Below are 12,350 nucleotides of genomic sequence, written 5' to 3'. Positions count from 1 at the left end.
CAGCTCGACTGGCAACGCCCCACCGTGCTGCTGCTGGGCCAGGAGGGCTCGGGCCTGGCGCCTGAACTGCTGGCCTGCGCCAGCCACTGCGCCACGATTCCCCATAGTCCGGCAGTGGAGTCGCTGAACGTGGCTGTGGCGGCGGCGCCGTTGCTGCTGGAACGCGCGCGCCAGCGCCTCACGGCCTGAGGCCCGAGCGGCAGACAGGCGACCGCTGGCGAGGGAGAATGCCGCCATCTGTGCACGGCCCCTGGTGAGCGACGCCCCTGACGACCGCAGCTTCGACTTCGACCTGATCGTGATCGGCGCCGGCTACGGCGGCTTCGATGCGGCCAAGCACGCCGCCGAGCATGGCCTCTCGGTGGCGATCGTGGAAGCGGCGGAGATGGGCGGCACCTGCGTGAACCGCGGCTGCGTGCCCAGCAAGGCCCTGCTCGCCGCCAGCGGCCGGGTGCGGGAACTGGCCGATGCCGAGCACCTGGCCGGCTTCGGCATCCACGCCGCGCCGGTGCGCTTTGAGCGCCAGAAGATCGCCGACCACGCCAACCAGCTGGTGGCCACGATCCGCACCAACCTCACCAAGACCCTGGAGCGCGCCGGCGCCACGATCCTGCGGGGCCAGGGCCGCCTTGCCGGCAGCCAGCAGGTGACCGTGCGGGCGAGTGGTGGCGGCGTGGAGCGCACCTACAGCGCCCGCGACGTGATCCTGGCCACGGGGTCGGAGCCCTTCGTGCCCCCCGGCATCGAGACCGACGGCCGCACCGTGTTCACCAGCGACGAGGCGGTGAGCCTGGAGTGGCTGCCGCGCTGGCTGGCGATCGTGGGCAGCGGCTACATCGGCCTGGAGTTCGCCGACGTCTACACCGCCCTGGGCTGTGAGGTCACCATGATCGAGGCCCTGGATCGGGTGATGCCCACCTTCGATCCCGACATCGCCAAGATCGCCGCCCGCCATCTGATCGACGGCCGTGACATCGACGCCCGCGCCGGCCTGCTGGCCCGCAAGGTGACGCCGGGCTGCCCGGTGACGATCGAGCTGGCCGACATGCAGAGCCGCGAGCTGGTGGAAACCCTGGAGGTGGATGCGGTGCTGGTGGCCACCGGCCGGGTGCCCAGCAGCAAGCAGCTCAACCTGGCCTCCGTAGGGGTGGAGACCAACCGGGGCTTCATCCCCGTGGATGAGCGGATGCAGGTGCTGCTGAACGGCGAGCCCGTGCCCCACCTCTGGGCCGTGGGGGATGTGACCGGCAAGATGATGCTGGCCCACACCGCCGCCGCCCAGGGCAGCGTGGCGGTGGACAACATCCTGGGCCATGTCCGCCGTATCGATTACCGCTCGATTCCCGCGGCCACCTTCACCCACCCGGAGATCAGTTCGGTGGGGCTGAGTGAGGTTGAGGCCAAGGAGCTGGCGGCCGCTGAGGGCTTCGCGCTGGGCAGCGTGCGCAGCTACTTCAAGGCCAACTCCAAGGCCCTGGCGGAGCTGGAGAGCGACGGGCTGATGAAGCTGCTGTTCAACAAGAGCACCGGTGAGGTGCTGGGCGCCCACATCTACGGGCTTCACGCCGCCGACCTGATCCAGGAGATCGCCAACGCGGTGGCACGCCGCCAGAGTGTGATCCAGCTCGTGAACGAAGTGCACACCCATCCCACCCTCAGTGAGGTGGTGGAGGTGGCCTACAAGCAGGCCGCCATGGCCGTGGCCTGAGGGCCGGCCCCGTTCTGTCCCTTCCTCTCGTCCGCTGATCCATGCAGATTCGTCGCCGCCCCCCGAACCCCAAGGTGAAGGTGGCCTTCCTGGAGTACGGCGTGCCCCACGCCGAGGCGGCGCCGCGCCACATCCTCGAGGAGATCGTGTGGGAGAAGGACCGGGAGGTGGCCACGGCTCGCGAGCGGGTGCCCCTCCAGAAACTGGCCCGCCAGGTGGCCGATCTGCCCCCCACCCGCGACTTCGAGGCCGCCCTGCGGGCCAGCTGCCGCAAGCCGGCCGTGATCGCCGAGATCAAGAAGGCCAGCCCCAGCAAGGGCGTGATCCGCGAGCACTTCGACCCYGAGTCCCTTGCCCGCGGCTACGCCGCCGGAGGGGCCAGCTGTCTGTCGGTGCTCACCGACAAAGCCTTCTTCCAGGGAGGCTTTGAGGTGCTGGTGCAGGTGCGCCAGGTGGTGGAGCTGCCCCTGCTCTGCAAGGACTTCATCCTCAGCCCCTACCAGCTCTACCAGGCCCGCGCCGCTGGCGCCGATGCCGCCCTGCTGATCGCTGCCATCCTCACGGATCAGGATCTGACCTACCTGCTCAAGGCGGCCCGCAGCCTCGGCCTGGCCACGCTGGTGGAGGTGCATGACAAGGCCGAGCTGGAGCGGGTGCTGGCCCTGGAAGGGGTGCGGCTGATCGGGATCAACAACCGGGATCTCGCCAGCTTCCACACCGACCTGGCCACCACCGAGCAGCTGATGGCGCGCCACGGCGCGGCGCTGCGCGCCAAGGGTGCCCTGCTGGTGAGCGAATCGGGCCTGTTCAGCCGCGATGACCTCGATCGGGTGCAGAGCGCCGGGGCGGATGCGGTGCTGGTGGGCGAAGCGCTGATGCGCCAGGACGACGTGACCGCCGCGCTGGAGGCCCTGATCGGCGGCTGAACACGCGTTGTGCCCTCAGCGCTGATCGGGCCAGATAAGATCCACGTCAAGGATTCACGGCTTGCCAATTGCCATCTGGTGGCGGCAGAAAACTGACTTCCAGAGCCTCATTCAGGGCCCGGTGCATGGCGGCAATCTCGATGCGCTCATCGCTGACTAGGGCATCAGCTTCGCCTTGGCCTCATGCTGATCGCATCGAGAGAAATCTGCCCATCGCTGTTTCTGGAGGCGCTGCGACAAAATCCATATCTTGATATTTTAGGCTGGAATGCCATTGTGGCAATGCGGTGACGGGGCCTTATGGGATTAAGACTTGATCGAAGGCCTTACGCCGAAATTGCAGATGGCCTTGCTGGGTTACACGCCAGACAGGTGAGAATGGGCAGGCGATACTTGCCTAATTTCATCATCATCGGTGCCGCCAAGTCGGCCACGACGACACTTGCAGCCGTGCTCTCCAGCCATGCCGATATTTTCATCAGCCGGCCCAAAGAGCCGAAGTTTTTTGGGCGCCATTACATTAAGGGCTGGCCGTGGTATCGGGGCCTCTTCAGGGCCGGATCGGGCTTTGCCTGGCGCGGTGAGGCGAGCACAATGTATGCCAGCCCGCTGAGGGAATTTCGGGATGCTCCTGGGCTGATGCATCGATACTTCCCAGGAATGAAAATAGTTTATGTTGTGCGTCATCCGCTTGATCGACTCGTGTCTCAGTGGCGCCACGTCAAAGGACGAAGTCCTGACTATGTGGCGTTTGAGCGAATTCTTTCCGATCGCCGAGCCGCCCGGCTGTTGATCGGTTGTTCCAGTTACTACGAAAGAATCAATGCCTATCGAAGATATTTCCCGGATCAGCAGATCCATTGCTTGACGTTTGAGGATCTGATCGCTGATCCTGCTGCCGTGCTCGGGGAGCTGCTGGTTTTTCTGGGGCTTCCGCCTCAGACGCACAGCATTCTGGAAGCAGGAGAGTTGCCCAAGCTCAACAAGGTGGGACAAAAGGGCCGTGCCCATGTATCGGAGCCCGACTGGCCAGGCCCGATGCGTGCCTCTGTGATTCAACGGCTCCGTCCTGATGCGGAAGCCTTTCTCTCCTACATCGGCAAGCCAAAGGATTATTGGACTTGGTGATCAGGGGATGCACCTGCAGGTGCTCACGCAGCTGGCGAGCAAAGGGCTCTGGGGGCTGTGGTCAGAGCTGCCCGATGAGCACGCTGACCACAGCCCCCAGACCCCTTGCTGTGCCTCGGACTGAGAGTCCTACACCTTGCGGGAATAGAACTCCACCACCAGCAGCTCGTTGATTTCGAGGGCGACCCATTCGCGCTCGCAGCGGCTGATCACCTTGGCGGTGAACTTGCCCTTGTCCAGTTCCAGGTGGGGCGGGATGTTGGCCAGGCCCGGGAATTCCAGGTTGCCCTCCGCCAGCTTGCGGCTCTGCTTGCGCTCGCGCACGGCGACCACGTCGCCGGGCTTGCACTGGAAGCTGGCAATGTCCACGACGCGGCCGTTGACGGTCACGTGGCCATGGTTCACGAACTGGCGGGCGCCGGGCACGGTGGGCCCGAAGCCGAGGCGGAAACAGATGTTGTCGAGACGGCTCTCGAGCAGCTTGAGCAGGTTGGTGCCGCTGGAGCCTCCCTGGGCTCGCGCTTTCTTGACGTAGCGCACCAGCTGGCGCTCGGAGATGCCGTAGTTGAAGCGAAGCTTCTGCTTCTCTTCCAGGCGGATGGCGTATTCGGAGCGCTTGCGACGGGCTTGGCCGTGCTGACCAGGGGGATAAGACCGCTTGGCGGACTTACGGGTGAGACCGGGAAGGTCTCCCAAGCGCCGCGTGATCCTCAGACGAGGGCCGCGGTAACGAGACATGAAAACAAGGTGGTGGGACGGAACGGGACCCCAGGTGGGTCCCATGGCGGCCGCAGCTGGGGCATGCTGGATCAAGTCCGCTGCCCGCGCCTTGACGCGCCAACGATCGATCTTATCGGTTGGCCCCGTGGCCCTCGGACTGGCCCCATCCCCTGAGTTGCCCGGGCCTGCGGGCCCCTCCCGCTGGCTGGCCTGGCTGCTGCTGGGGCTGATCGGCCTCTACCGCCGCTTGCTCTCCCCCCTGCTGGGCCCCCGTTGCCGCTTCATTCCCAGCTGCAGTGCCTATGGCCTGGAGGCGATCAGCCGCCATGGACCCTGGCGCGGCGGCTGGCTCACCCTGCGGCGGCTGCTGCGCTGCCACCCCTTCACGCCCTGCGGCTGTGATCCGGTGCCCGACTGAACCGGCCCGAGGGCTCCCCTCAACCCTGCTCTCACCTTCCTGTTTCGCCCTGCGTCCCCGATGGCCGATYACCTGGTGCTCTACTCCCGCCCGGGCTGCTGCCTGTGTGAGGGGTTGGAGGAGAAGCTGCGCCGGCTGACGCCGCCGCCGCCCCTGGTGGTGGTGAATGTGGACGACGATCCTTCCCTGCAGGCCCGCTTCGGGCTGGAGGTGCCGGTGCTGGGCTGGCGCACGGCCACGGGCGAGCAGCTGCTGCCCCGGGTGCCGCCTCGCCTGGTGGACACGGCCCTGCTGGTTTGGTTGGGCAAGAACGGTTTTCCTGGGGGAAGCGTCTAGAACGGCGCCAGCCCACCCGTTGCCCCGCCATGCCCACCCTGCTTCACCCCCTGCTTAGCGAAGTGGGACTGCAGGTGCCTGAGGGCCTTCCCGACGCGACGGTGCGCTCGATCAGCTGTGACTCGCGCCGGGTGGGTCCCGCCACCCTGTTCATCGGTCTGCCCGGCACCCAGGTGGATGGCGGCCGCTACTGGCGTGCTGCCCTCGAAGCGGGGGCCTKCCTGGCAGTGGTGGGTCCCGGGGCGATCCTCGACGACCGCCCCGGCGACGGCGATCCGGTGCTGGTGGTGGAGGAACCCGTGGCCCGCTGGGCCGGAGCCCTGGCCGCCGCCTATTGGGCACAACCCAGCGCCCGCCTGGGCCTGATCGGGGTCACCGGCACCAACGGCAAGACCACCACCACCCATCTGATCGAGCACCTGGCGGGGGCGGCGGGTCTGCCGACCGCCCTGTTCGGCACCCTGGAGAACCGCTGGCCCGGCTACAGCGTCACAGCCCAGCACACCACCGCCTTCGCCGATCTGCTGCAGGCCCAGCTGGCCCGCGCGGTCGAGGCCGGCGCCCGGATCGCGGCCATGGAGGTGAGCTCCCACGCTCTCGATCAGCAGCGGGTGGCCGGCTGCCAGTTCGCCGGGGCGGTGTTCACCAATCTCACCCAGGACCACCTCGACTACCACGCCTCAATGGAGGCCTACTTCGCCGCCAAGGCGCTGCTGTTCACCTCCCCCCTGCTCAAGGCCAGTGCCAGCCCCACCGTGGTGGTGAACGGCGACGACCCCTGGGGTGCCCAACTGGCCCGCCAGCTGGGGCCGCGCTGCTGGCGCAGTTCCCTGCTCGACCCCGGCGCCGAGCTGTTCATCGATTCCCTCGAGATGGAGAGCAGTGGCGTGCGCGGCCGGCTGGTGACGCCCCTGGGAGAGGGCCGCTTCCAGTCGCCGCTGCTGGGCCGCTTCAACCTGATGAACCTGCTGCAGGCCGTGGGAGCCCTGGTGCAGCAGGGGATCCCCCTGGACCTGCTGCTGCCTGGACTGGCCAGTTTCCGCGGGGTGCCCGGACGCATGGAGCGGGTGAGCCCCGCCGGCAGCCAGCCCCAGCCGGTGGTGTTGGTGGACTATGCCCATACGCCCGATGGTCTGGACAATGCCCTGCAGGCCAGCCGGCCCTTCACCAGGGGGCAACTGATCTGCGTGTTCGGCTGCGGCGGTGATCGCGACCGCAGCAAACGCCCCCAGATGGGCGCCATCGCCGCGCGCCTGGCCGATCGCGTCGTGGTGACCTCCGACAATCCGCGCACGGAGGATCCCCAGGCCATCCTCGACGACGTGGTGGCCGGCATCCCCGCCGGCACCGACCTGGAGGTGGAAGGCGACCGGGCCGGCGCGATCGCCGCGGCGATCAGGGCAGCGCAGCCCGAGGATCTGGTGCTGATCGCTGGCAAGGGCCATGAGGATTACCAGATCCTGGGCACCACCAAGATTCACTTCGACGACAGGGAGGAGGCCCAGAAGGCCCTCGGCTCCAGGCTGGCGGCGGAGCACCTTGCTGAGGCTTAGGTCGGGGTGCCTGTTACGGCATGGTGTTGATTGACCGTTGATTGATCACAGAGTGAGGGCAAATGGCCCATGGACCGGTAGGTTTTCAGAGTTGTAACTTTTGATGCAATGGCCCGAGCCATTCCACTGTTCAGAAAATGTCTCGCCGAGATGTTCGGCACGTTCTGGCTTGTCCTGGGCGGATGCGGCAGTGCCGTGCTGGCGGCCAACTTCCCCTATGACAACGCTGCAGCGAACCCACTGGGACTGGGCTTCCTGGGGGTGTCCCTGGCCTTCGGACTCACCTTGCTGACCATGGTCTACACCATTGGTCATATCTCGGGCTGTCACATCAACCCCGCGGTGAGCTTCGGCCTCTGGGCAGGCGGGCGCTTCAAGCAGGCTGAGCTCCTCCCCTACATCGCGGCCCAAGTGGTCGGTGCCGTCATTGCCGGCGGCGTCATCAAGCTGGTGGCGAGCGGCCGCGCCGGCTTCGTGGTGGAGGGTGCCAACGCCCTTGCGACCAACGGTTTCGGCGCCAACTCCCCAGGTGGCTACAGCTTCTTCGCCGCCCTGGTGGTGGAAGTGGTGCTCACCTTCTTCTTCCTGCTCGTGATCCTCGGTGCCACCGACAAGCTGTCCCCCGCCGGCTTTGCCGGGGTGCCCATCGGCCTGGCACTCACCCTGATTCACCTCATCAGCATCCCGGTCACCAACACCTCGGTGAACCCGGCACGCAGCACTGGCGTTGCCGTCTGGGTGGGCGGAGCGGCCGTTGGTCAGCTCTGGCTGTTCTGGGTGGCCCCGATCGTCGGTGCCCTGCTCGCCGGCTGGGTCTACAGCACCATGCTCAGCGACCCAGCTGCCGACTGATCACCGATCTCCCAGGGCGGCGATCAGCCTGTCGCCGTCCTGTTCAAGGGTGCAGACGTGGGTGCAGGCCCGCAGGCAAGCCGGTTCATCGAGGCTGCGGATCCAGAGGCTCTGCTCCCCCAGCCGTCGCACCACATCGCCAGGCTGTTCCCCTTCCAGCGTGAAGCTCACAATGCCGGCGGGAGGGGGTGTCTGCAGGGCGGTCTTCAGGTTTGGCAGCCCGGCCAGGGACTCCCAGAGGCGGCGAGCCTGCAGGACGATCCGCTGCAGCCGCTGCTCCGGCGACCCCTCTGCCTCCAGCAGTTCCAGGGAGCGATCCAGGCCGGCGAACAGGGGGATGCAGGACGTGGCCACCTCAAAGCGGCGCCCGTCGGTGTGAAAGCCACTGGTGGCGCTGCCCTCATGGCTGAGGCTGCGCCAGCCGATCAGGGTGGGCTGGGCTTCCGCCAGCAGCCGCTCAGAGAGGGCCACCACGCCCAGGCCCTCCGGCCCACAGCACCACTTGTGACCTGTGCAGGCGTAGATGTCGGCCGCCTCGGCTGCCTCGGCCACGGGGATGCTGCCCAGTGACTGGGCAGCATCCACCAGGAGCCAGGGTCGCTGCGGGTGCTGGTCCAGCCGGCTGGCCACAGCGGCGATCGGCATCACCTGCCCGGTGTTCCAGAGCAGGTGGGAGAGCACCACCAGGCGGGTGCGGGGGCCGAGGGCGTTCTCCAGCCGCTGCAGCACTGCGGCGTCGGTGGCCGCCGGGTCCTGCCGCAGGTCAGCAACCTTGAAGCGCTCAATCGTGAGTTGCTGGCGTCGGGCCAGCTCCCGGCAGGCCGCCACCACGCCGGGGTGCTCGCAATCGCTCAGCAGCAGCACGTCTCCCTGCTGCCAGGGCAGGCCCCAGAGGGGCAGCACGCAGCCGCTGGTCACGTTCTCGGTGAAGGCCAGGCGCTGGGGCGGTACCCCGAGCCAGCGGCCCAGGCGCCTGCGCAGGCCGGTCACCGTTGACTCCACAAAGGGCCACACATCCCCAGTGAATGGCCCCAGCTCCTGCAACTGGCCCCAGGCCGCCACCATGGCTTCCAGACTCGCGGTCGGCAGGGGGCCCTGGCCGCCGTAGTTGAAGTAGGTCTTGTTGGCCAGGGCCGGCAGCTGGTCGCGAAAGCCGCTGGTCATTCAGGCCTGGGTGCCGAAGGTCACCTGGCAGGCCGCATTGATCAGCTGGGCTTCCGCCGGTGTGGTGGGCACCGCGCCGTTCAGCAGACCCTCCTCGCAGTCGGCCTCCATGGCATAGGTGCCGGAGCCGTTGGACACGGCAAAGGTGACCCCGGTGTTCTCCACCGGCTCCACGCTGCCGTAGTAGAGCTGCCAGTTGGTGTCAGGCACCAGCACGGTGGGCTGACGGCGCTCGATGGACCGATCAATGGAGTCGTTGATGATCGCCGCTGTGGTGAGGGCGGTCACGCCCCACACCACGGACTGCCCGAGCCACCAGCCCCACGGTGGTGAACTGGACCAACCGCCGTACCAGCCACCGCCCCAGGGACGGGAGTTGTACCAGCCGCGTTGACGGGCCCAGCCGCCGCGTCCGTAGTAGTTGTTGACCACCACCGGACGGCGCCATTGGTTCCGCTTGGTGCGGTTGTAGGTGCGCCAGCGGTTGCTGTCCCAGCCTCGGTAGCGGTTTTTGGCCTTGTGGTAGCCCCGGTCATAGCCCCGTCCGTAGCCGCGCTTACGACCCTTGTCGACCCCCTCGCGATAGCCGGTCCTGACGCCCTTGTTGTAGCCACGGTCCTTGCCGTCGCGCAGACCCTGGCGATAGATGCGATCGCGCTGGGTTCGGGTGATGGTGCGATTGGGCCTGGAGGTTCTGTCTCGTTTGTTGTTGTTGCTGCTTTTGGCGTTTCGATTCTTATGGATTCGATCGTGTTTCTGATTGCGATTGTTTCTCTGGTTCCGATTGGCCTTCTTTTTGTTGGTGTTCCGGTTTCGCTTGTTCCTCTGGTTCCTGTCGCGCGCCTTGCGGTTGTTCTGCTTCTTTTCGGATTTCTTATCGCGCTTTTTCTTCTTTTTTTTGTCCCGATCCTTCTCTTTGGCAATCAGGACCGAGCCGCCATTATCACCAGCCTGCAGGCTGGGGCTGGCCCGTTGGGCTGTCGGCTGCCGGTCGGCCTGTCTCAGGGCGGCCATGGAGGGCAAGGTGGTGCCACAGGCCATCACCAAGGCCATGCTGAGGGCTGGTAGGCCCAGGCCAGCCCTTCGCTGTTGGGGGAGTGTCATGCCAAAGTCCAATTGGCGATGAAGCCACTATGGGCAGGCTTGCGAGGGCTAGACAAGGCTGCTTTCCAGTTCTCAAGGTGGTGAGGCTTGAGTCTTCGAGGCCGCTCTGGCGAGGCTGCCGCCCATGCAGGCCTGGCCTCAGAGCACCTGGCCGAGGGCCACGGCCGCGATGGCTGAGAACAGGGTGATGCCAAGCGCGGTGATCGGGTTCTGTCCCTGGGCCACCGCGAGGGTGGTCACCACCCCGGCACCGATGCAGGCCACGGCCAGCTGGGTGAACAGTTCACCGCGGTCACGAGGCGTGGGGCTGGGGGTCATGGCGCTGACAAGRTCGTCAGCAGACCGTAAGGGGGGTGGACAGGCCGACCCAGCTGGAACCACGGGCTTGTTACCTGGCGTCTGAGTTCGTTACGCCCCGCAACCTGGAGGCGGGGCGGGCCCGCCCCGTGCTGGCCCATTGCTCCAGGGCCTCGAGCTGCTCGCGGGCCGTGCGGCTGAGGGGAACCACCTGGCTGGCCGCGGCGATCAGGTCGGCCTCGCCGAACTCGCGCCGCTCGGCAAAGGCCAGGTGCATGGCCTCGATCACCGTCTGCTCCAGCTCCGCTCCGGAGAAGCCCGCCGTGCGATCCACCAACACCTCCAGCGGCAGGCTGTGGCCCGGCCGGCGCTGGCGCAATTGCAGGTCGAGGATGGCGCGCCGTTCCTCCGGCCCCGGCAGTGCCAGCAGAAAAATCTCATCGAAGCGACCCTTGCGCAGCAGTTCGGGGGGCAGCCTCTCGGCCGCGTTGGCCGTGGCCACCACGAACACCGGGCTGGTCTTTTCCGCCATCCAGGTGAGCACCGTGCCCAGCACCCGCTGGCTGGTGCCGCCGTCACTGCGGCCGTCGCTGCTGGCCCCGAGACCGAAGCCCTTGTCCACCTCATCGATCCAGAGCACGCAGGGCGCCATGGCCTCCACCCTCTGGATCATGTCGCGGGTGCGGGCCTCCGAGGCCCCCACCAGGCCCGCGAACAGGCGCCCCACATCCAGCCGCAGCAGGGGCATCGACCAGCTGTGGGCAATGGCCTTGGCCGTGAGCGACTTGCCCGTTCCCTGGGGGCCCACCAGCAGCACCCCCCGGGGCAGGGGCAACCCATAGGCCCGAGCCTCCTCGCTGAAGGCCCGGCGCCGTTGCTCCAGCCAGTGCTTGAGCGATTCCAGCCCGCCGATGTCGGCCGGGCTGGAGCTGCTGGGGCAGTACTCCAGCAGGTCGCTCTTGGCGATCGCCTGGCGCTTTTCCTCCAGCACCTCGGCCAGGTCGTCGGCACCCAGCTGGCCGCGGCGGGCCAGGGCCCGGGCCGCCAGCTGGCGCACGCGCTGTTCGCTGAGGCCGTGGCAGGCCGCCGTGAGCTGGCGCAGCACCGGCGGATCGAGCGCCCGGCCACTGGCGGCGGCGATCGAGCTCAGCAGCTGGCCGATCTCCTCGGCATCCGGCAGCGGCAGATCCAGCAGGGTGATGCAGTCATCGAGGTCCGGCGGCACCTTCCAGTCCGGCGCCGTGATGATCAGGGTGCGGGGGGTCTCGCGCAGGCTGCCGGCCAGGTTGCGCAGGCGGCGGCAGATGCCGGCATCCTCGCCGTAGCGGTGGAAGTCGCGCAGCAGCAGGATCGCGCCCTGCTCAGCAGGCAGGGAATCGAGGCAGCTCAGGGCCGCCATCGGATTGCGGCTGGCCTCGCCCTCGCGGTTCGGGGCGCCGCGCAGGCCATCCACGAAGTCCCAGCGCAGCAGGGTGCGGTTGCCCAGCCGCCGCGCCGCCTGCTCCAGCAGGGCCTCCACCCGCTGCTCCTCGAGGCTGCGGATCCAGATGATCGGGGTGCGGGCCCGGATCATCAGGTCGAGGTGGTCGGCCCAGCTGGTTTCGCTCATGGTTGCGGTCKGGGATGGTTTGACCCCTTGGCGGCGTTCTGGCGCAGAGCGGCCAGGGCTGCCCAGCGGGGGTCGCCGCCGGCGGCCTCGCCAGCCAGCTCGCCAGCGGGCTCCCCCACGGGTGGGCCGCTGCCCCAGTGGGCCGGTCCCGGGCAGTCGGCACCGCAGCGGTTCGCCAGGGGCAGCTGCAGGCTCAGCTGCTCGAAGATCCAGTGGGCCGGGTCGAAGTCGCCGCGGGGATCGAGCGATTCGCTGAGGCTGTCGGCGTCGAGATCGAGTCGGGGATCCAGCGCCCGGGTCAGGGCCACATCCAGGCTCTGGGGGTCGGCCGACCCCAGCCAGATCAGCTCCTGAGCCTTGGCTTCCAGGGAGTGGTTGTAGTGGCCCAGGCAGCGGTCGCAGCAGAGGGTCACGATCGTGGCCGCCTCCCCCTCCACCTCCAGGGCGTCGCCGCGGTGCACCGCCCGCACCACACCCCGCACCGGCGTGAGGCTGTCCAGGCCGTTGAGGTGGTGCTCCAGAGGCCATTCCAGGC

14 protein-coding genes are annotated in these 12,350 nt (G+C 67.6%); 8 read left to right on the top strand and 6 right to left on the bottom strand.

Annotated features, from left to right (window positions below):
• From IQ216_RS06170 to IQ216_RS06155, 4 genes are all read left to right on the top strand, one after another.
• Positions 1–189, top strand: a 189-nt coding sequence (locus IQ216_RS06170; protein WP_304523970.1) for a TrmH family RNA methyltransferase, incomplete at its 5' end; no start/stop codon positions are given.
• A gap of 64 nt (positions 190–253) precedes the next feature.
• Entirely contained in the window at positions 254–1,708 is a 1,455-nt protein-coding gene (locus IQ216_RS06165) for a dihydrolipoyl dehydrogenase (protein ID WP_186697078.1), read from the top strand.
• Between the two features lie 41 nt (positions 1,709–1,749).
• Positions 1,750–2,634 carry an indole-3-glycerol phosphate synthase TrpC gene (trpC, locus tag IQ216_RS06160; protein ID WP_193814776.1) on the top strand — a complete coding sequence of 295 codons (885 nt, stop codon included), beginning with the start codon at positions 1,750–1,752 and terminating at the stop codon, positions 2,632–2,634.
• Between the two features lie 393 nt (positions 2,635–3,027).
• Complete coding sequence (locus IQ216_RS06155; RefSeq protein WP_228007208.1) at positions 3,028–3,762, top strand: sulfotransferase; 735 nt, start codon at positions 3,028–3,030, stop codon at positions 3,760–3,762.
• A 129-nt stretch (positions 3,763–3,891) separates the two neighbouring features.
• Here the strand turns inward: IQ216_RS06155 and rpsD are convergent, their stop codons facing one another.
• Positions 3,892–4,500 (bottom strand): 30S ribosomal protein S4, encoded by a 609-nt coding sequence (gene rpsD / locus IQ216_RS06150; RefSeq protein WP_186697074.1) that lies wholly within the window; start codon positions 4,498–4,500, stop codon positions 3,892–3,894.
• 139 nt (positions 4,501–4,639) lie between these two features.
• Between rpsD and yidD the strand changes: the two genes are divergently transcribed.
• The 4 genes from yidD (at position 4,640) to aqpZ (ending at position 7,641) form a co-directional block, all read left to right on the top strand.
• Complete coding sequence (yidD, locus tag IQ216_RS06145; protein WP_225875944.1) at positions 4,640–4,900, top strand: membrane protein insertion efficiency factor YidD; 261 nt, start codon at positions 4,640–4,642, stop codon at positions 4,898–4,900.
• A 60-nt stretch (positions 4,901–4,960) separates the two neighbouring features.
• Positions 4,961–5,236, top strand: coding sequence for a glutaredoxin family protein (locus IQ216_RS06140; protein WP_193814774.1), 276 nt, complete (start codon positions 4,961–4,963; stop codon positions 5,234–5,236).
• A 29-nt stretch (positions 5,237–5,265) separates the two neighbouring features.
• The gene (locus tag IQ216_RS06135; RefSeq protein ID WP_193814773.1) at positions 5,266–6,789 is read left to right on the top strand and encodes a UDP-N-acetylmuramoyl-L-alanyl-D-glutamate--2,6-diaminopimelate ligase; all 1,524 of its coding nucleotides are present in this window, start codon (positions 5,266–5,268) and stop codon (positions 6,787–6,789) included.
• Between the two features lie 108 nt (positions 6,790–6,897).
• A complete protein-coding gene (gene aqpZ / locus IQ216_RS06130) occupies positions 6,898–7,641 on the top strand; it encodes an aquaporin Z (RefSeq protein WP_193814772.1) in 744 nt (247 codons plus the stop codon).
• Here the strand turns inward: aqpZ and IQ216_RS06125 are convergent, their stop codons facing one another.
• From IQ216_RS06125 to IQ216_RS06105, 5 genes are all read right to left on the bottom strand, one after another.
• The gene (locus tag IQ216_RS06125) at positions 7,642–8,805 is read right to left on the bottom strand and encodes an aminotransferase class V-fold PLP-dependent enzyme (protein WP_193814771.1); all 1,164 of its coding nucleotides are present in this window, start codon (positions 8,803–8,805) and stop codon (positions 7,642–7,644) included.
• Complete coding sequence (locus IQ216_RS06120) at positions 8,806–9,819, bottom strand: hypothetical protein (RefSeq protein WP_228007207.1); 1,014 nt, start codon at positions 9,817–9,819, stop codon at positions 8,806–8,808. It abuts the gene before it with no gap.
• A 228-nt stretch (positions 9,820–10,047) separates the two neighbouring features.
• A complete protein-coding gene (locus IQ216_RS06115) occupies positions 10,048–10,227 on the bottom strand; it encodes a hypothetical protein (RefSeq protein WP_193814769.1) in 180 nt (59 codons plus the stop codon).
• Between the two features lie 70 nt (positions 10,228–10,297).
• A complete protein-coding gene (locus IQ216_RS06110) occupies positions 10,298–11,815 on the bottom strand; it encodes an AAA family ATPase (RefSeq protein WP_193814768.1) in 1,518 nt (505 codons plus the stop codon).
• Positions 11,812–12,350, bottom strand: a 539-nt coding sequence (locus tag IQ216_RS06105) for a DUF177 domain-containing protein (protein ID WP_370566632.1), incomplete at its 5' end; no start/stop codon positions are given. The genes IQ216_RS06105 and IQ216_RS06110, both read right to left, overlap by 4 nt.

Origin of the sequence: Cyanobium sp. LEGE 06143 (assembly GCF_015207535.1) — a bacterium.
Taxonomy (GTDB): Bacteria; Cyanobacteriota; Cyanobacteriia; order PCC-6307; family Cyanobiaceae; genus NIES-981.
The sequence above is the reverse complement of the archived record's forward strand: the minus strand, read 5'-3'. Positions and strand labels throughout refer to the sequence as shown.